The sequence below is a fragment of the Tsukamurella ocularis genome (assembly GCF_965138335.1).
GTDB lineage: Bacteria > Actinomycetota > Actinomycetes > Mycobacteriales > Mycobacteriaceae > Tsukamurella > Tsukamurella ocularis_A.
Window position 1 is genome coordinate 197,061 of record NZ_CBCSDV010000001.1, and the last position, 16,116, is coordinate 213,176.

The 16,116-nt window shown below is 71.1% G+C and carries 17 protein-coding genes; 8 read left to right on the forward strand and 9 right to left on the reverse strand.

All coding sequences use genetic code 11. The annotated features are described in order from the left end of the window. Nucleotide 1 precedes the first annotated feature (1 nt). Nucleotides 2-1,120, forward strand: a complete 1,119-nt coding sequence (locus tag ACNAYW_RS00985; protein ID WP_415847894.1) for a PDR/VanB family oxidoreductase — start codon at nt 2-4, stop codon at nt 1,118-1,120. Between the two features lie 29 nt (nt 1,121-1,149). Beyond that, complete coding sequence (locus tag ACNAYW_RS00990) at nt 1,150-1,776, forward strand: TetR/AcrR family transcriptional regulator (protein WP_415847895.1); 627 nt, start codon at nt 1,150-1,152, stop codon at nt 1,774-1,776. An 89-nt stretch (nt 1,777-1,865) separates the two neighbouring features. Here the strand turns inward: ACNAYW_RS00990 and ACNAYW_RS00995 are convergent, their stop codons facing one another. The 5 genes from ACNAYW_RS00995 to ACNAYW_RS01015 form a co-directional block, all read right to left on the reverse strand. After that, the gene (locus ACNAYW_RS00995) at nt 1,866-2,468 is read right to left on the reverse strand and encodes a TetR/AcrR family transcriptional regulator (RefSeq protein WP_415848204.1); all 603 of its coding nucleotides are present in this window, start codon (nt 2,466-2,468) and stop codon (nt 1,866-1,868) included. 122 nt (nt 2,469-2,590) lie between these two features. After that, nucleotides 2,591-3,415 carry an SDR family NAD(P)-dependent oxidoreductase gene (locus ACNAYW_RS01000; RefSeq protein WP_415847896.1) on the reverse strand — a complete coding sequence of 275 codons (825 nt, stop codon included), beginning with the start codon at nt 3,413-3,415 and terminating at the stop codon, nt 2,591-2,593. Further along, complete coding sequence (locus ACNAYW_RS01005; protein ID WP_415848205.1) at nt 3,412-4,230, reverse strand: crotonase/enoyl-CoA hydratase family protein; 819 nt, start codon at nt 4,228-4,230, stop codon at nt 3,412-3,414. The genes ACNAYW_RS01000 and ACNAYW_RS01005 overlap by 4 nt, the downstream gene beginning before the upstream one ends. Before the next feature lie 222 nt (nt 4,231-4,452). Further along, the gene (locus ACNAYW_RS01010; protein WP_415847897.1) at nt 4,453-6,024 is read right to left on the reverse strand and encodes a hypothetical protein; all 1,572 of its coding nucleotides are present in this window, start codon (nt 6,022-6,024) and stop codon (nt 4,453-4,455) included. Between the two features lie 401 nt (nt 6,025-6,425). After that, on the reverse strand, nt 6,426-7,541 hold the full coding sequence (locus ACNAYW_RS01015) for a GGDEF domain-containing protein (RefSeq protein ID WP_415847898.1): 1,116 nt from the start codon (nt 7,539-7,541) through the stop codon (nt 6,426-6,428). 97 nt (nt 7,542-7,638) lie between these two features. Between ACNAYW_RS01015 and ACNAYW_RS01020 the strand changes: the two genes are divergently transcribed. Then, a complete protein-coding gene (locus ACNAYW_RS01020; RefSeq protein ID WP_415847899.1) occupies nt 7,639-8,628 on the forward strand; it encodes a bile acid:sodium symporter family protein in 990 nt (329 codons plus the stop codon). On the opposite strand, the gene ACNAYW_RS01025 is transcribed toward ACNAYW_RS01020, so the two are convergent. Continuing rightward, nucleotides 8,618-9,250: an LppU/SCO3897 family protein gene (locus ACNAYW_RS01025; RefSeq protein WP_415847900.1), complete on the reverse strand. Its 633-nt coding sequence runs from the start codon at nt 9,248-9,250 to the stop codon at nt 8,618-8,620. The genes ACNAYW_RS01020 and ACNAYW_RS01025 overlap by 11 nt on opposite strands. 66 nt (nt 9,251-9,316) lie before the next feature. After that, on the reverse strand, nt 9,317-9,826 hold the full coding sequence (locus ACNAYW_RS01030; RefSeq protein WP_415847901.1) for a CGNR zinc finger domain-containing protein: 510 nt from the start codon (nt 9,824-9,826) through the stop codon (nt 9,317-9,319). Nucleotides 9,827-9,851: 25 nt separating this feature from the next. Here ACNAYW_RS01030 and ACNAYW_RS01035 point away from each other — a divergent pair, with 25 nt between their 5' ends. After that, nucleotides 9,852-10,637: a sulfite exporter TauE/SafE family protein gene (locus ACNAYW_RS01035; RefSeq protein WP_415847902.1), complete on the forward strand. Its 786-nt coding sequence runs from the start codon at nt 9,852-9,854 to the stop codon at nt 10,635-10,637. A 21-nt stretch (nt 10,638-10,658) separates the two neighbouring features. Here the strand turns inward: ACNAYW_RS01035 and ACNAYW_RS01040 are convergent, their stop codons facing one another. Further along, a complete protein-coding gene (locus ACNAYW_RS01040; RefSeq protein WP_415847903.1) occupies nt 10,659-11,219 on the reverse strand; it encodes an FAS1-like dehydratase domain-containing protein in 561 nt (186 codons plus the stop codon). 155 nt (nt 11,220-11,374) lie between these two features. On the opposite strand from ACNAYW_RS01040, the gene ACNAYW_RS01045 reads away from it, so the two are divergent. From ACNAYW_RS01045 to ACNAYW_RS01055, 3 genes are all read left to right on the forward strand, one after another. Continuing rightward, nucleotides 11,375-12,085 carry a hypothetical protein gene (locus ACNAYW_RS01045; protein ID WP_415847904.1) on the forward strand — a complete coding sequence of 237 codons (711 nt, stop codon included), beginning with the start codon at nt 11,375-11,377 and terminating at the stop codon, nt 12,083-12,085. A gap of 97 nt (nt 12,086-12,182) precedes the next feature. Then, the gene (locus tag ACNAYW_RS01050) at nt 12,183-13,007 is read left to right on the forward strand and encodes a DUF6578 domain-containing protein (RefSeq protein ID WP_415847905.1); all 825 of its coding nucleotides are present in this window, start codon (nt 12,183-12,185) and stop codon (nt 13,005-13,007) included. Between the two features lie 189 nt (nt 13,008-13,196). Further along, nucleotides 13,197-13,742: a DUF6578 domain-containing protein gene (locus ACNAYW_RS01055; RefSeq protein WP_415847906.1), complete on the forward strand. Its 546-nt coding sequence runs from the start codon at nt 13,197-13,199 to the stop codon at nt 13,740-13,742. A 10-nt stretch (nt 13,743-13,752) separates the two neighbouring features. Here the strand turns inward: ACNAYW_RS01055 and ACNAYW_RS01060 are convergent, their stop codons facing one another. Beyond that, nucleotides 13,753-15,078 (reverse strand): MFS transporter, encoded by a 1,326-nt coding sequence (locus ACNAYW_RS01060; RefSeq protein ID WP_415847907.1) that lies wholly within the window; start codon nt 15,076-15,078, stop codon nt 13,753-13,755. Nucleotides 15,079-15,106: 28 nt separating this feature from the next. On the opposite strand from ACNAYW_RS01060, the gene ACNAYW_RS01065 reads away from it, so the two are divergent. Beyond that, on the forward strand, nt 15,107-16,072 hold the full coding sequence (locus ACNAYW_RS01065; RefSeq protein ID WP_415847908.1) for a GlxA family transcriptional regulator: 966 nt from the start codon (nt 15,107-15,109) through the stop codon (nt 16,070-16,072). Nucleotides 16,073-16,116: the final 44 nt, after the last annotated feature.

The following is a 16,116-nucleotide window of genomic DNA, read 5'->3' on the forward strand; positions in this document are numbered from 1 at the left end:
GATGCCCGCGCTGCGCCGGGCCCGCCCGGCATCGATGGCGACGCAGGTCCCGCCCCATCTGCGTGGGCGCTACCGCCGGGATCCCTTCCTGCGCATCGTCACCACCGGATACCGGGCCGTCAACTGGATCGACTCCCGGCTCCGGTTGCCCGCCGTCGGCGCCGGTGCCGCAGGGGCCGGGCAGCGCGAGGTCCGGGTCGTGCAGAGGGAGGTCGTGGCGCCGGACGGGAGCGTGATCGCCCTCGCGCTCGAGCCGACCGACGGTGCCGCCGTGCGTTGGTCGGTCGGTGCCCACATCGACGTGACCCTGCCCTCGGGCCGGATCCGGCAGTACTCGCTCTGCGGTGATCCCGCCGACACCGAGGACTATCGGATCGCGGTGCGCAGGGTCAGCGCCGACGGTGGATCGGGCGAGATCCACGACGACGTCACGGTGGGCACGGTCCTCCGGGTATCCGTTCCGCGCAACGCCTTCCCGCTGGCGATCGGTGGCTTCCGCCAGCGGACGACGCACGTACGGCTGATCGCCGGGGGCATCGGCATCACGCCGATCCACCCGATGATCCCCGCACTCGAATCCCTCGGCGTTCCGTGGTCGATGGCGTACGCCGGACGTGACCGCGATTCTTTGGCGTTCCTCGACGCGGTGAGCCGGTTCGGCGACCGCGTCACGGTGCTCACCGACGACGGCGGCCCCGCGCCGGCGGCCGCCGCTCTCGTGGGCGAGCTGCCGCCGCGGAGCGCGGTGTACGTGTGCGGACCGCCCCCGATGATCGACGCCGTCCGGGCGCACCTGGCGGCGCGACCCGACGTCGAGCTCCACTACGAGCGGTTCTCCCCGGCTCCCGTGGTCGACGGCCGGCCGTTCGAGCTCCACTTCGCGCGCACGGATGAGCGGGTCCGGGTGGCCGCGGACGAGACCGCACTGACCGCGTTGCTGCGCGCGAGGCCGGACGCGACGTACTCGTGCCGACAGGGTTTCTGCCGCTCGTGCGTGGTCCGGGTCGTCGATGGGGCGCCGGACCACAGGTCGACCGGTTTGTCGCAGGCGGAGCGCGACGAGGGATACTTCCTACCGTGTGTCTCACGCGCGGACGGGCGTCTGAGCGTAGACATGTAGTGACATTCCCGTCGGACTGAGGAGAACCCATGCCCCGCGTCTCGAGTCCGCGCGGTGCGCACCGGAACGAGAACGGCGAGCACACCTACCGCGCGATCGTGGAGGCCGCCACTGAAGTCCTGGCGACGCAGGGGTGGCGGGCTGCCAGCGTGGCCGCGGTCGCGAGCCGAGCAGGCGTCACACGGGGTGCGATCCAGCACCACTTCAAGGACCGCCAGGGACTGTTCACGGCATCGGTCAAGCATGTCCTGGAGTCCCGGATCCAGGACATCGTCGAGTTGCAGGGCACGGCCGTGGAGGAGGCCGACCGCACACGAGCGATCGTGCGCGCCGTCGTGGACATGCACATCGGCACCAACTTCGCCGCGGGCCTGCAGCTCTGTATGGCCGCCGCCGACGATCCGGCCCTGCGGCCCCAGGTGGCGGCGATGGAGCTCGAGGTGGGTGCGCGGGGGTTCTGGGCGCTGGTGGAACGACTCGGTCTCAACGGCAACGACGCCACCGTCCGCGCCACGGTGCAGGCCTTCCTCGATTCCGCGCGGGGGCTCGGACTCGCGGCGATGCTCAACGATGACTCGCAGCGGCGCGCGACGGTGTGCGACCGGTGGGCCGTCATGCTCGACGATCTCCGCGCCGAGGATACGGCGGACGGGTAGCCGGCAGCGGCGCGGCCGAGACCGCGTGGTTCTCGACCGCCGGCATTCCGCGTGGACCGACGTGCCTCGCGCTCGCTCTCCGGGACGGTCTACGACGGTGCGCGGGCGCACAGTGCGGGGAACGCGCTCGCCCACGCGGCCAGCACCCGGCGTTCGGTGTCCTCGTCGCTGCGGAGCACGCTGGTGAGGGCCTGGCCGCGCAGGAGCTCCAGCAGCATCTCGAAGGCGACCGGAAAGCCCGGCAGTCGAGCGTATTCCGGTCCGAAGGCCTCGACGCCGAGTTCGCGGATCCCTCGTCCGACGGTGCGTTCGTACGGCACGAGCACCTCGCGCAGCTCAGGATCCGTGCGCGCCGCCATCCACAACTCGTAGCCGGCGACGTAGAGCGGCCCGGACATCGCGGTGCGCAGCACGTCGACGGCGAAGGTGATGCGATCGGTCCCCGGCGGCGGTGCGGTCAGCGCTTCGCGCACATCGAGGTCCTGCTGCTCGGCGACGCGCTGCACCGCGGCCACGAACAGGGCCGACTTGCTCGGGAAGTGGTGCAGCAGTGCGCCTCGCGAGACGCCGGCCATCTGTTGGACCCGCAGGGTGGTGGTGCCCGCGTAGCCGTGTTCGACCAGGGCCGTGACGGTGGCGTCGATCAGGCGCTTGCGCATCTCGACCGGGTTGATCGTGCGGGCCGCCGCCATGGTCGTCACCCCTGTCCGTGTGCTCGTCGGGCCGGGCGGCGGTGCGCCCGGGGCACCATCGTCGCACGCCTCCTCTCGTGATCGATCCGGGTCCGCGACCGCGACCGCCGGGTACCAGGACCTCAGCCGGCCAGGCCGCCGCTGCAGGCCAGCACCTCGCCGGTGATGTAGTCGGACTCGGGCAGACACAGGAGGTACACCGCGCCCGCGGCCTCCTCCGGCGTCCCGAGCCGACCGAGGGGCGCGATGTGCTGCGCCGCTTGGCGAATCATCGGATTGACACCGACCGTGATCTCGCGGCCGTCGATCTCGATGGTCTTCGCGTCCTCCGTGGAACTGGTCAGGCGGGTCTCGATCAGGCCGAACGCCACGGCGTTCACCGTCACCCGATAACGGCCCCACTCCTTGGCGATGGCCTTGGTCAGGCCGAGGATCCCCGCCTTGCCCGCCGAGTAGTTCGCCTGTCCCGCATTGCCGTAGAGGCCGGCCAGCGAGGAGATGTTGACCACCTTGCGCGTCACCGGGTTCCCCTCGGCGGCCTCGCGCTTCGCGGCCGCGCTGATCACCGGCTGAGCCGCCCGCAGGATCTGGAAGGGCGCCTTGAGGTGCACGTCGAGGATGGCGTCCCACTGCTCGTCGCCCATCTTCTGCACCACGCCGTCCCAGGTGTATCCGGCGTTGTTGACGACGATGTCCAGGCCGCCGAAGGAGTCGACGGCGGTACCGACGAAGCGTTGCGCGAACCCCTCCCCGGTGACGTCGCCCGGACACGCCACTGCCGCGCCTCCGGCGGCGACGATCTCGGCGGCGGTCGCCTGCGCGACCGCCTCGTCGAGGTCGTTGACCACGACGTTCGCGCCGTGGGCGGCGAGCTTGTGCGCGACCGCGGCGCCGATGCCGCGCCCGGACCCGCTGACGATCGCGGTCTTTCCCTGCAGCGTGCTCATAGGGTGTTCTCCTGCTCTGTGGTCGTGCCCAGGTCGGTGAAGCTGCCGTGCCTGCCCGCGCCGTCGGCGAAGCGGGTCGCACCGGCGAGAGTGTCGGACAGGAGAGACGTCCTGCCGTGCTCGTGCTCGTTGGCCATCGCGTCGGCCTCGGTGAGGCCCTCCTGCTCGAGCGTCGACAGCCGGTCCTCCCGTAGGCAGGTCTGGGGGAAGCGGGTCAGCTCATGGGCCAGCGCGAGCGCATGTTCCAGCGCCGTTCCGCTGGGTGCGATCCGATTGACCAGGCCCATGGCCCGGGCCTCCTCGGCGGGTACGGCCCGGCCGGTGAGGATCAGGTCCATGGCGTGTCCCATGCCGATGAGGCGGGGAAGCCGGACCGTGCCACCGTCGATGAGCGGTACGCCCCACCGACGGCAGAAGACCCCGAGGACGGCGTCGTCGTCGGCGACCCGGAGGTCCGCCCAGAGGGCGAGCTCGAGCCCGCCCGCCACGGCGTGCCCGGCGATCGCGGCGATCACCGGCTTGGACAGGCGCAGGCGGGAGACCCCCATCGGGGCGTCGCCGTCGGGCGCGAACCGGTTCGGATCGCCCGCCGCGACGGCCTTGAGATCGGCTCCGGCGCAGAACGTGCCGCCCTCGCCGGTCAGGATCGCCACTGCGGCATCGGGATCGGCGTCGAAGGCGCGGAAGGCATCGGCCAGCGCCTCGGCGGTGCGCCGGTCGACGGCGTTGCGCACCGCGGGACGGTTGATGGACACGATCGTCACCGGGCCGTCCTTGCGGACCAGCACGCGGTCGTCTGCCTGCGACGTGGTCATCAGGACCTCCCCCGGATCTCCGTCGGAGTTGCTGTGCATGACGAGAACCGTACAGTCAGTCTGGACTGACTGTAAAGACCTCGCCCTGAAACGTCCTCGGCATCGGTGGGATCCGCTCGAGGCATCGCACACGGAAAGAGGCCGATCGCGGGTCGCGATCGNCCTCTCCGTGGTCCACCGCCCGGCCCTCACCGTGGGACCGTGCGGCACGCCGTCAGCGTGTCAGTCGTCGCTCGAGTCGGTGCTGGCGTCGGCCCCGGTCTCGGTCTCGGTGTCGGCCCCGGTGGTGCCGGAGCTCACGGTGCTCGGCTCGGAGCCGGATGCCTGAGCGCCGGCAACCGATTCGCTGTCCGGCTTCGCAGTAGTGGCCGCGTCGGTGTCCTTGGTCGAGGTGTGGTCCACCGTGACGCTCGGCGGGGTGGAGGTGGGGCCACCGTCCTCGCCGCCGTTGGTGCTGGCGGATCCGCCGGCGACGGTCACCGACGTGGAGCCGGAGCCGTTGCTGACGTTGCCCGTCACGGAGCCACCGTTGACCGATGCGCCGGACTGGTCCGCGCTGGCGGTGACAGGGGTGGTGACGGCGACGGTCACCGCGCCCGCGGGGGTACTCGTGGTCGAGCTGCCCGAGGGGCTGACGATGGTGGAACCGGTCGGCGTGACGGCCACGAAGCCGCTGTTCACGACGGTGTTGTGGCCACCGAGCGGGGTGCCGACGTTGACCAGCCCCATCCCGCCACCCGCGGACAGCCCGCCGGTGCCGAGGTTGAAGAATCCGCCCTGCAGGACGGTATTGATCGTGCCGAGCGGGCCGCCGAGGCTGCCCGAGGCCACCGGTCCCTGGACGTTCAGGCCGTCCAGCCCCAGGTGCAGGTTGCCGAAATAGCCGCCCCCGCCGCCGCCGATGCCGAAGATCGAACCACCGCTGAGGCCCCAACCGCCGCCTCCGATGTTCAGCCCGTTGGCATCGAGTGTCAGGGTGATCGGCGAGAAGCTGCCGCTGAGGCCGCCGAGCAGGCCGCCCCCGCCGAAACTGAGCAGCGGGCTTTGGAGCATCAGGCCGGTGGGGGTGATCGAGACCAGGCCGGGCATGAAACTCAGGCTGCCGCCGCCCAGTAGCGGTAACGAGCCGCTCAGGGTGAGGGAGCCGGCGTGGGCGAAGAGGCCGCCGGGCCCGAGCTGCAGCACGCTGCCTCCGAACGCGCTCGCGAGGGTGCCGAGGGGGCCCCCGATGGAGTGGGCCCCGTTCGGGCCCGTGGCGACGAGGCCGACGGGGGTCAACTGGACATCGCCGAAGAAGGTGCTGCCGCCGCCGTTCACCACGCCCGGGATGTTGAAGCCGTAGCCGTTCGTTCCGAGGAAGGTGCCGATGCCGCTCGGGCCGAAGCGGAACATCGGGCCGGTGCCGGAGGAGTAGACGTTCGAACCCAGTGGCCCGTTCGCGGTGATGCTGCCGCTGGGGGCGTAGATGGCGGAGTTGCCGGTGGAGTCGGTGGACACGCCCGCGGGCCCGACGACGACGTTCTGTGAGCCGAGCCCGAACGGATAGACGGTGGTGACCGAGCCGCCCGGGAAGGCGACGCCCGGCCCGCCCGCGTTCGTGATGTACGTGATCGAGCTGCCGAACGGGCCGGGAACGGTGGTCGGGGCTGCGACGGTGTCCACCGCCGTGGTCGCCGCGGCCGCGGTTCCCGCGCCGCCCGTCGTGATCGCCGCCGTCGCGGCGAGGGCGCCAGCCGCGACGGTGGCACGCCGCGCCGAGCGTTGGAGCGCTGTCGGTGCGCTGTGTCGTCCCACGAAAGTACCTCCGTGTGTCAAAGGGTGAATGTATGCGAAGAAATTCTCTGCAACGGCAAAACTCTAGCGCCTATCAAAGCTGATAAGGAGCTGAACGGGTAATCCGTATTTGCGATTTAACTGAACGATCTGTCAGTCGCAATATGGCGCCTGTAGAACGTTTTCGTACGCTGCTCCCTTGTCAGACCTGCGGAGTTTGAGATGGGAAAGTGGCCGTGTGGATCGGGGGGCGGTCGGCAGGCGGAATCGGTGATTGCTGCAGCATTCGTCGATCGACAAGATTTGCAATCAAATAGGAAGAACTGTGATTCACGCGAGAAATGCTGTTGCTAAACAATCTATTGGACGCGGCCGACGGCCCGGCCGGAGGCGGCACCGTCGGGCGTCGAACCGGAGTAGGGTCAGCGAGCCGTCGGGGCGGGGGCCACGACGACGGCGTCGCCCGTGCCCTTCGCCCGGTACATCGCCGCGTCCGCGCGGGTGAGCAGGTGCTCGAGGAGCTCCCGGTCGGGGGTGGGGGAATCCGTGGCGGCGACGCCGATGCTCGTGGTGACGACGATTCCGTCGACGGCCGCCATCGTGCGCACGCGCTCGCGGATCCGCTCGGCGAGATCGATGTACGCCGGCGTGTCCTGTCCGACGACCAGGAGTGCGAACTCGTCGCCACCCAGGCGCGCGACGATCGCATCGACCGCGGCGCTCTCGGCGTGCAGGATCCGGGCGACGCGGACGAGGATCTCGTCGCCGGCGTTGTGCCCCCGCGAATCGTTGACGGCTTTGAAGCGGTCGAGATCGAGGACGATGATGCCGACGCGGGCTACGGAGGGCGTGCGACGCAGGGCCCACGTCGCCCACATGGTCGTGAGGCCCCGTCGGTTGCGGGCACCGGTGAGGGGATCCGTGCCGGCCTCGGCGGTGTCGAACCAGGAGAAGGTCATCCCGAACTGCATGACGGCGGGGACCCCGATCGTCGCGCCGGCAAGGATCACGGCGCCCATCAGTGCGATGGTCCAGCCCTGCACGGGGATCGCCGCGATCGTCGAGGCGGTGATGGCCGCGAGCACCAGAGCGGCGTTGACGAGGAAGGCGCGGGTCGCCAGGACCAGCGCTCCGAAGGTCGCGATCATCGCCAGGGCGGCGACGAACGCGATCGCGTCATCCTGCGTCGACGCCGCCGCGTAGATGGCGACGATCGAAGAGGCGAAGAAGATCGCCGCACCGCGAGCGCTCGGGACGTCGCCGATCTGCCAGCGGACCGCCCAGAACAGCGCCACCGCTCCCGCGCCGACGAGCCGGACGATCGCCCAGGGCGTCAGCGGGTCCACGACGGTCACGAGGGCGAGCAGGAGTGCGCCCAGCACCAGGGCGCAGATGCTGACCACCAGCCGCACCATCGGCAGGAGCGAGCGGTTGCCCAGGTAGGCGATCCGCTCCTCGTAGGTCGGGCCGCCCTCCCACCACTCGCCGGCGAGCCGACGCAGGTTCGCGCGGCGCCTCGCTGGGCTATCAGGTTTCACGCTCGCAATCTAGTCGACGGTGCCGTGCTGAGGAGGGCTTCGCATGGTCTCGACGGTCGGTGGCACAGGCCGGCGCGGGAAGTGAGAGCATCGAAGAATGTCGTCGCCCCTTGGAACGCCGGAGAATCCCGCGCTCGCGGCGGAGGCGCGCATCGCGCGGACGGCGGTCACCGTCTTCCCACTCCTGGTCCTGGTGGCGGGTGTCGTCGGCTACCTGACGCCCGGCACCTTCACGCCGCTCGCTCCGTCGGTGCCGTATCTGCTGGGCGTGATCATGTTCTGCATGGGGCTCACGCTGACCCCGCCGGATCTGGCGTCGGTGGCGAAGCGGCCCTGGGCTGTCGTGCTCGGCATCGTCGCGCACTACGTGATCATGCCGGGGGCGGGCTGGGTCATCGCGCACGCCCTGAACCTCGAGCCCGAGCTGGCGGTGGGCGTGATCCTGGTGGGCTGCGCCCCGTCGGGCACGGCGTCGAACGTGATGGCATTCCTGGCCAAGGGCGACGTCGCGTTGTCGGTGGCGGTGGCGAGCGTCTCCACGCTCATCGCCCCGATCGTGACCCCGCTGCTGGTGCTGTTGCTCGCCGGCTCCTACCTGCCCATCGATGCCGGCGGCATGGTCCTCGACATCGTCAAAACCGTTCTTCTGCCGGTGATCCTCGGCGTGGTGGCGCGACGGTTCGCGAGGAGTCTCGTGGCGCGAGCGCTCCCGGTGCTTCCCTGGGCGTCCGCGATCGTCATCGCGTTCATCGTCGCGATCGTCGTGGCGGGGAGCGCGAGCAAGCTCGCCGCCGCGGGCGGCGTCGTCTTCCTCGCGGTGGTGCTGCACAACGGCTTCGGCCTCGGGCTTGGCTACCTCGCGGGGAGGCTCGGCCGCCTCGACGACCGCGCCCGGCGCGCCCTGGCCTTCGAGGTGGGCATGCAGAACTCCGGGCTCGCGGCCACGCTGGCCACCGCCCACTTCTCGCCGCTCGCGGCCCTACCGTCGGCGGTCTTCTCGCTGTGGCACAACGTCTCCGGTGCGATCGTGGCTGCGTGGCTCGCCCGCCGTCCCATCCGGGAGGACTCCCGCCCGACTACCTCGTGAGCGGTTCCAGGCACAGCACGTACTTCTCGCTCCTGCGCGTTTCCGCGAAGGTCTTGGTGGTGCTCGGGTAGGCCTCGCACCCCGCCGGGTCGACGGTGCCGGGCAGCCTCCCCGCGACGCGGTAGTCGGCTCGCGGCTCGGTGCAGCCCACGACCACCGTGAGCCTCTCGCCGGAGGTGGCCACGCACTCTCCCGCGCTCGCGCCGGTGGCGTCGTACTCGTGAACGATGAACTTGTTGTAGAGGAGCCAGCCGAGGACGGCGAGCGGAATCAACAGGCCGAGCATCCCGAGCCTCCGGTACAGCGGCCTGCCCTCGTCCATCGATGCGACGGGGCCGGGCTGCTCGACGGCGGGCAGGCGCTGCAAGCGGATCCGGATCACCAGGTTCCACAGGAGCGTGAGTGGATTGATCACGACGGAGAAGAAGCTCGTCCATCCCTGCCACAGGCTCTTCGCGGACATGCTCCGGACGGTCGCGATGCCGCAGTCGCGGCAGTACGGTCCCGGCTGCTTGAGGAAGCGCATCAGGATGAGGAAGCCCTGGTGGCCGCGGACGGTCGCATCGATCGCGGGCGAGGCTCCGCAGAACCGGCAGCTCGGGCCGGTGGGTGGGAGGGTCATGTGGGCAGTATCAACAACCTGCATTAGTAATGCAACATCGTGTGATCGCTGGTGCAGGATCTGTTGTCAGGCCGCGCGATGGCGCCGCACGGCCTCGCGGCTGCCGCACCGGGGCGAGCAGTACCGCTGGCGACCATTGCGGGAGACGTCCGCGAACACCGCCGTACAGTCCGATGACGCGCACCGGCCGAGCCGATTCATCCCGCGCGTCGTCAGGTGCAGGGCGGTGCCGGTGAGGATCAGCACGGCGAGCTGGCCCGTGAGCGTCGCGCCGGACTCGCGGTAGTGGATGTGCCATCCGGTCCCGGCGTGGTCGGTGACGCGCGGGTGGGAGGCGTGCTCGGCGAGCAACGCGTTGAGGCGCTCGACCCGGGTCGGGACGTCCTCCGCGTCGACCACGGTGAGCCAGGCGTCGATCAGGTCGCGGCAGCCCGCGAAGTCCTCGGCGCCGACGGCCTCCACGAGCATGTCGTGCGCATCGCACCGTCGGACCAGGTCGGCCAGGTCGACCGCCGGATCGTTCGCCAGCTCGACCGCGAGCAACACCGGATCCTCGCCGTAAGGGTTGATATGCACAAGGCCATTACAGCACGATCGATCGGTGCCCGACATCACCACGACGACGCTGCTCCTGCTTCTCCTCGCGGCCCTCGCCGCCGGCTGGGTGGACTCCGTCGTGGGCGGGGGCGGCCTGATCCAGCTCCCCGCGCTGCTCATCGCGTTCCCCACGGCCGCGCCGATCCACCTGCTCGCGACCAACAAGATGGCCTCCATCGCCGGCACGACGACGAGCAGCATCACCTACTGGCGGCGCGTGCGACCCGACTGGCGGACCGCCGTCGCCCTGGCCGTCCCGGCCTTCGCCGGCGCGATCGCGGGCTCGATCATCGCCTCGCACATCCCGCGCTCGGCGTTCAACCCGATCATCCTGGCCGCACTCGTCGCGGTCTTCGTCTACACGCTGCGGCAGCCCGACCTCGGCGACGAGACGGAGCTGCGCTACCGCGGGCACCGGCACCTCGTGACGGCCGGGCTGGCCGGGTTCGCCATCGGGGTCTACGACGGTGCGCTCGGGCCGGGCACGGGCTCGTTCCTCGTCTTCGCGATGGTCGGCCTCATGGGGTACGCGTTCCTCGAGGCGTCGGCGAAGGCGAAGGTCGCCAACTTCGCGACCAACCTCGCGTCGCTCGTGGTCTTCCTGCCGCAGGGTGCGGGCTACTGGAAGCTCGGCGTGGCGATGGCCTGCGCCAACGTCGCGGGCGGCTACCTCGGGGCGCGGACCGCGGTCGCGAAGGGCAGCGGCTTCGTCAAGGTGGTCTTCCTCGTCGTGGTCTCGGCGTTCATCTGCAAGATCGGCTACGACGTGGTGGTGCAGTTCGCGCGGTGATCGCCCGGCGGCGTCTCGCGGTCAGGCGATGACGACGCCGTGCATCACCACGCTCTTCGCGGCCTCGCTGAAGTCCCCGGCCTCGTCGCCATCGGGCGAGCCGCCGATGAGCGTGGTGGAGAGCGTGACCAGATGCTCGTCGCTCTGCGAGTACATCTCGTTGCGGAGCGTCACCATGTCGTAGCCGCCGACGCGGCGGTGCTTGTCGACGAACACGTGGATGGTCAGCTCGTCACCCGCGACCACGGGCCGGTGGTAGGTCATCGCCTCGTCGGCCTGGATCAGCTGGCTCGCGCCGTAGCCGATCACCGAGTCGTCGAAGAGTGGTCGGTTGGCGACGATGCCCGCGACGCTGACGAGCATCGGCGGCGCGACCAGGTCGGCGTAGCCGGCGGCGCGCGCCGCCTCGACGTCGAAGTGCGCCGGGTCGGTGAACTGAGAGGCGGTCGCGTACTCGCGGATCTTCTCGCGGCCCACGACGTAGGTGTCGCGGTACACGTAGTGGTGGCCGACGGCGCTCGCGGTGCGCTCGCTGATCTCTTCGGGGGTCAGCGGTGCGGCAGGAGCGGATTCGTTCGGCATGCTGACCAACGTATCGGCGCCGGCGCGCCCATGACTTGTCCGAACCTCCAACAATCGCCGTTCCGCCTTGGTCGCGGGTGTCGTGCGGGTGTGGTCGAGTTCACGTCGAGGTCGACGGTTTGCGTTGCACCCCATGGATAGCCGAAACTGAGAGGGTGAGCGAAGCCGGTGCTGCTGCCCCCGAAGACCCGATCGACCTCGAAGCCTGGCGCACCGCCAACGAGCTGTCCGTGCCCTTCTCCGAGGCGCTCGATCTGTGGGCCGAGACCGCCCATTCCGCGCTCGTCGAGCTGGCCGGCCGGTACGGATCCTTCATCAGCTTCGCCGAACTCGCCGCCCGCGCGCAGGCCGACGCCGGGGTCGCGACCCGCGCGCCCGTGCGCCTCTGGGTCGCCGCGCTGCAACGGCGCGTGACGGATCGCTGCCAGGCGGCGGGCGAGCCGCCGCTCGTCTCGCTCATGGTCGCCCACGACCAGACCGTCGGCGAGGGCTACGCCTACGCCGTCGCGGCCGCGGGCCTCCCGATCCCGGAGAACCTCGATCAGCACGCCGCGGCCGCGCGCTTCGCCTGTTACCTGCACTTCGGTGCTGCCGTGCCCGCTGGTGCAGCCCCGCAGCTCACGCCCAAGCTGGAGGAGGCCCGTCGGGCCGCCGCGGCACGGATCGCCCGGGTCAAGCCCGCGAAGGCCGCGTCGAACGGGCGGGTCGTCAAGGCCCGCACCCCCGCCGCACCGCGCGCGGCGAAGGTGCCGTCGGCCCGGCCCGCCAAGGCCGCCGCCCCGGCCAAGCCCGAGCCCCGCCCGGCCAAGCTCTGCCCCAACTGCTTCACCCAGCTCGCCGCCAACGGCGAGTGCGGCTTCTGCTGAATCTTGTATCCCGCGTTCGGGCTTCGCTAGACTGAACGCGGGTACACCGGGTCCCGGGGCCTTCGCGCCGCGGTTCGTCCATCGCCCGGTGAAGTCTGTGAACAGTCCGTCGTCCGACGATTCCCTGCTGTACGTCCATATCGCGAACTGGGAGTACCAGTGCTGCGGCACGGTTCCCGCTCTCGGCGTCGAGCTCAGTGGCACCTTGACCGCGTACGCGAGCGAGGCCCGCGGGTATTCCGCGCCCACGGTCACCGGTTTCGATCGGCGATCCGGGCTGGTGCGATTCGGGTCGACGACCGCACAGCTCGGCTACGACCTCACCGAACCGTCGGGAGAACTGTTCCTCGGCCTGGGATGGCACGAGCGCGACGCCAGGCCGACGGTCACCGGTGTCGTCGAGCGGGTCATCGAGAAGACGGGGCGCTTCCTGCCTGTCGGCGCGGACCGGACACTGCTCATCGACCCGGACTCGCGGGAGTTCCACGAGGTCGACGAGGCGACGCGCTGGCCGGAGGAGCAGCTCGAGGGCGGGGGAGCGGCCACGATCGGCGTCGTCGTCGGGCTGCGAGTCACGGCCCGGCTGACTCCCACCGAGGCTGAGATCGACGAGCGCCTCGCCGACGAGGAGCGCGCCCGACGGACCATTCATCTCACCGGACCGACGGAACTGTTCGGATCCGCGCTCCCCGCGGAGGGCGGCGTGATCGAGGTGGACCTGGGGGACGAGCGGATCGACAAGACCGGACACTTGGCTTCGATGAGCCGCGTGGTTCGCGGAGAAGTGCTCCAGGCCAGCGCGATGGACGACATGGGTGGACAGCTCATCGCTGGTGTGATGTTCGTCCGACCCGATCCCGCGAACCCGCCCGCGGAACTGTTCGTCCGGCTGCTCGTCGATCCCGGGGACGCCGAGATGTGAGCCGGAGCGGCGCGACCCCGCCGATACGCCGGGCTCGTGCCGCCGGAGCGCATCTCTCGGCGGCACGGCGAGTGCAATCGCAACAGTTCGCGCGGGCCGTGGCTACGATAGCCGCGGAGGTACGCCGGGACCCCGCGGAACCACTCCTGCGGGTCGCTGAACACCCGGTACAGAGCCGTGAATTCTGTTTTGTCGCTGGACGTATCGCTGCTGTACGTGCACATCTCGAACTGGGAGTACCAGTGCTGCGGCGAGGTGCCCCGCGTGGGCGGGACTGTGCGCGGCGCGCTCACCCTGCATCCCAGCCGGCGGCCGGGTTACCCGGCGCCCGAGGTGCTCGACTGGGATCCCGACTCCGGTCTGGTGCGGGTCGGCGAACTGTACGCGCAACTCGGCTTCTCCGTGACGGACCCCTATCGCACCGACCTCATCGTGAGCCTGGGGTGGCACGACGCGGGGCCGGCGCCGACGGTCCTCGGCACCGTCGAACTACTGCTCGAGGAGACCGGCACCTACGTGCGCGAGCGCACGGGGGAACTCGACATCGACCCCGAGTCCGTCGAGTACCGGGAGGTGCGCGAGGCGACGGCATGGCCCGAGGACCGGCCCGAGGCCGGCGGTCCCGCCGCGGCGGGGGTGGTCGCCGGGCTGCGGCTCGCCGGGATGGTCGAGCCGCCGGAACGGGCCCAGGTGCGTGCCGAGGGTCTGCGCATCTTCACCGAGACCCCGGTCTGAGCCGGCGCCGTCAGGCGGCGATCGGCTCCGGCGCGACCGTGCGGGCGCGCGCCCGCGGGACCGCCCAGCACATCGCCGCGGCGGCGGCGCAGAGCGCGCCGGCGGCGTAGAAGGCCGGGTCGTAGCCGCCCGAGGCGTCGCGGATGTAGCCGGCGCCGAACGCCGCGACCGCGGCGCCCAACTGGTGCGAGGCGAAGATCCACCCGAAGACCACCGGCGTCGACTCGCCGAAGTGCTCGCGCGCCAGAGCCATCGTCGGCGGCACCGTCGCCACCCAGTCGAGGCCGTAGAACAGGATGAAGACCAGCAGGCCCGGCGCGATGCCGGGGGAGAGCAGCGCGGGCAGCAGCGCCAGCGCGAGCCCGCGGCCGAGGTAGTAGACCACCAGCAGGACCCGCGAGTCCACGCGGTCGGTGAGCCAGCCCGAGGCGATGGTGCCGACCACGTCGAAGACGCCGATGACCGCGAGGAGCGAGGCGGCCGTGGTCGCGGGCATCCCGTGATCGCCGGCGGCGGGGATGAAATGCGTCTGCAGCAAGCCGTTGGTCGTCGCGCCGCAGATGGCGAAGCTCGCGGCGAGCAGCCAGAAGGCCGGGCGGCGGGCGCCCGTCGCGAGGCCCGCGAAGGCCGCGCGCACCGCGCCGCGCGACGGCGCGGGCGGGGGTGCGATCTCGGCCGCGCCGAACGGCGGCAGGCCCAGCTGCGCCGGCCACGACCGCAGGAACAGGCCGGCGACGGGGATCACCGCGACGGCGACGGCGGTGACCACGAGGGTCGCGGTGCGCCAGCCGTGCGCCTCGGACAGGGCCGCCACGACCGGCAGGAAGATCAGCTGCCCGGTGGCGCTGGCGGCGGTGAGGACGCCCGTCACCAGGCCCCGTCGCGCGACGAACCAGCGCATCGCGATGGTGGCGACGAAGGCCGTCGACAGGGATCCGGTGCCCAGGCCGACCAGGACGCCCCACAGCAGGACCAGCTGCCAGGCGTCGGTCATGAACACCGCGAGCCCGGTGCCTGCGGCGACGAGCGTCAGCGCGGCGATGACCACGGGCCGCACGCCCAGCTTGTCCATGAGCGCCGCGGAGAAGGGCGCGGTGAGCCCGAACAGTGCCATGTTCACCGACATCGCCGCGCCGATCGTGGCGTGCGACCAGCCGAACTCCATGTGCAGCGGGTCCATCATCACGCCGGGCACGGACCGGAAGCCGGCCGCGCCCAACATCGTCACGAAGGCGACGCCGGCCACGATCCAGGCGTAGTGGGGTGCGCGCAGGCGCTTCAGCGGTGTGGTCACCGGACTAGATTCCCGGAATCCGCGGCACGGAAACAGTGGCATGAATGACAAGATATGAAAGAATCGTGCCATGCACACCGTCGCCGTCCTGCTGCTGGAACCCATCGTGGGCTTCGACGCCGCGATCCCGCCGCTGTGCTTCTCCGAGGCCACCGATGAGGCCGATCGGCCGCTCTACCGCGTCATCACCTGCGGGATCGACCGGAATCCCGTCCGGGCGACGGGTGGCTACGCCATCACGCCCGAGGCCGGCCCCGAGGCCCTCGCCCGCGCCGACACGGTGATCGTGCCGGGTACGAAGATCCCCGGCCCCCGGTTCGACGGCACCCTCCCCGACGACATCCGCGCCGCCCTCGCCACCATCCGCCCGGGCACCCGCATCGTCTCGATCTGCACCGGCGCCTTCGTGCTCGCCGCCGCGGGCCTGCTCGACGGGCGCAACGTCACCACGCACTGGAAGTACGGCGCACAGCTGCGCAAGCTCTACCCCGCCGTCGGCCTCGTCGATCACGTCCTGTTCACCGACGACGGCGACGTCTTCACCTCCGCCGGGCTCGCCGCCGGCCTGGACCTGTGCCTGCACCTGATCCGCAGCGATCACGGCGCCGCCGTCGCGAACAAGGTCGCGCGACACTGCGTGGTCCCGCCCGCCCGCGAGGGCACGCAGGCGCAGTTCGTCGACGTCCCCGTGCCCGTGAGCGGGGCCGGCAGCACCGTCGAACCGCGGGACTGGGCCGTCCGGAACCTGCACGAGAACCTGTCGGTCGACGTGCTCGCGCGGCGCGCGGGGATGTCGGTGCGCACCTTCAACCGGCGCTTCCGCGAGGAGACCGGGCAGACGCCCGGCGCGTGGATCCTGCGCCGCCGGCTCGACCGCGCCCGCGAGCTGCTCGAGACCACCGAGCTGTCCGTCGACGCCGTGGCCCGCGATGCCGGGCTCGGCACCGGTGCCGGCCTGCGGGCGCACCTGCGCCGGGACACCGGCATGACGCCGCTCGGGTACCGTCGCGCCTTCCGGGCGACCCCGGTCGCGTGAGCCGCGCATCGTCGGGCCGCCCGTCCGCCGCCCGGCTGCCGGAC

What these genes read in the sequence shown, in the direction of transcription:
- ACNAYW_RS00995 (WP_415848204.1), bottom strand. Translation starts at nt 2,468, where the DNA reads ATGGCGGCGGCCCGCACGATCAACCCGGTCGAGATGCGCAAGCGCCTG.
- ACNAYW_RS01040 (WP_415847903.1), bottom strand. Translation starts at nt 11,219, where the DNA reads ATGCCGAACGAATCCGCTCCTGCCGCACCGCTGACCCCCGAAGAGATC.
- ACNAYW_RS01065 (WP_415847908.1), top strand. Translation starts at nt 15,107, where the DNA reads ATGCACACCGTCGCCGTCCTGCTGCTGGAACCCATCGTGGGCTTCGAC.
- ACNAYW_RS01020 (WP_415847899.1), top strand. Translation starts at nt 7,639, where the DNA reads ATGTCGTCGCCCCTTGGAACGCCGGAGAATCCCGCGCTCGCGGCGGAG.
- ACNAYW_RS01060 (WP_415847907.1), bottom strand. Translation starts at nt 15,078, where the DNA reads ATGCCACTGTTTCCGTGCCGCGGATTCCGGGAATCTAGTCCGGTGACC.
- ACNAYW_RS01005 (WP_415848205.1), bottom strand. Translation starts at nt 4,230, where the DNA reads ATGACCACGTCGCAGGCAGACGACCGCGTGCTGGTCCGCAAGGACGGC.
- ACNAYW_RS00985 (WP_415847894.1), top strand. Translation starts at nt 2, where the DNA reads ATGCCCGCGCTGCGCCGGGCCCGCCCGGCATCGATGGCGACGCAGGTC.
- ACNAYW_RS01025 (WP_415847900.1), bottom strand. Translation starts at nt 9,250, where the DNA reads ATGACCCTCCCACCCACCGGCCCGAGCTGCCGGTTCTGCGGAGCCTCG.
- ACNAYW_RS01000 (WP_415847896.1), bottom strand. Translation starts at nt 3,415, where the DNA reads ATGAGCACGCTGCAGGGAAAGACCGCGATCGTCAGCGGGTCCGGGCGC.
- ACNAYW_RS00990 (WP_415847895.1), top strand. Translation starts at nt 1,150, where the DNA reads ATGCCCCGCGTCTCGAGTCCGCGCGGTGCGCACCGGAACGAGAACGGC.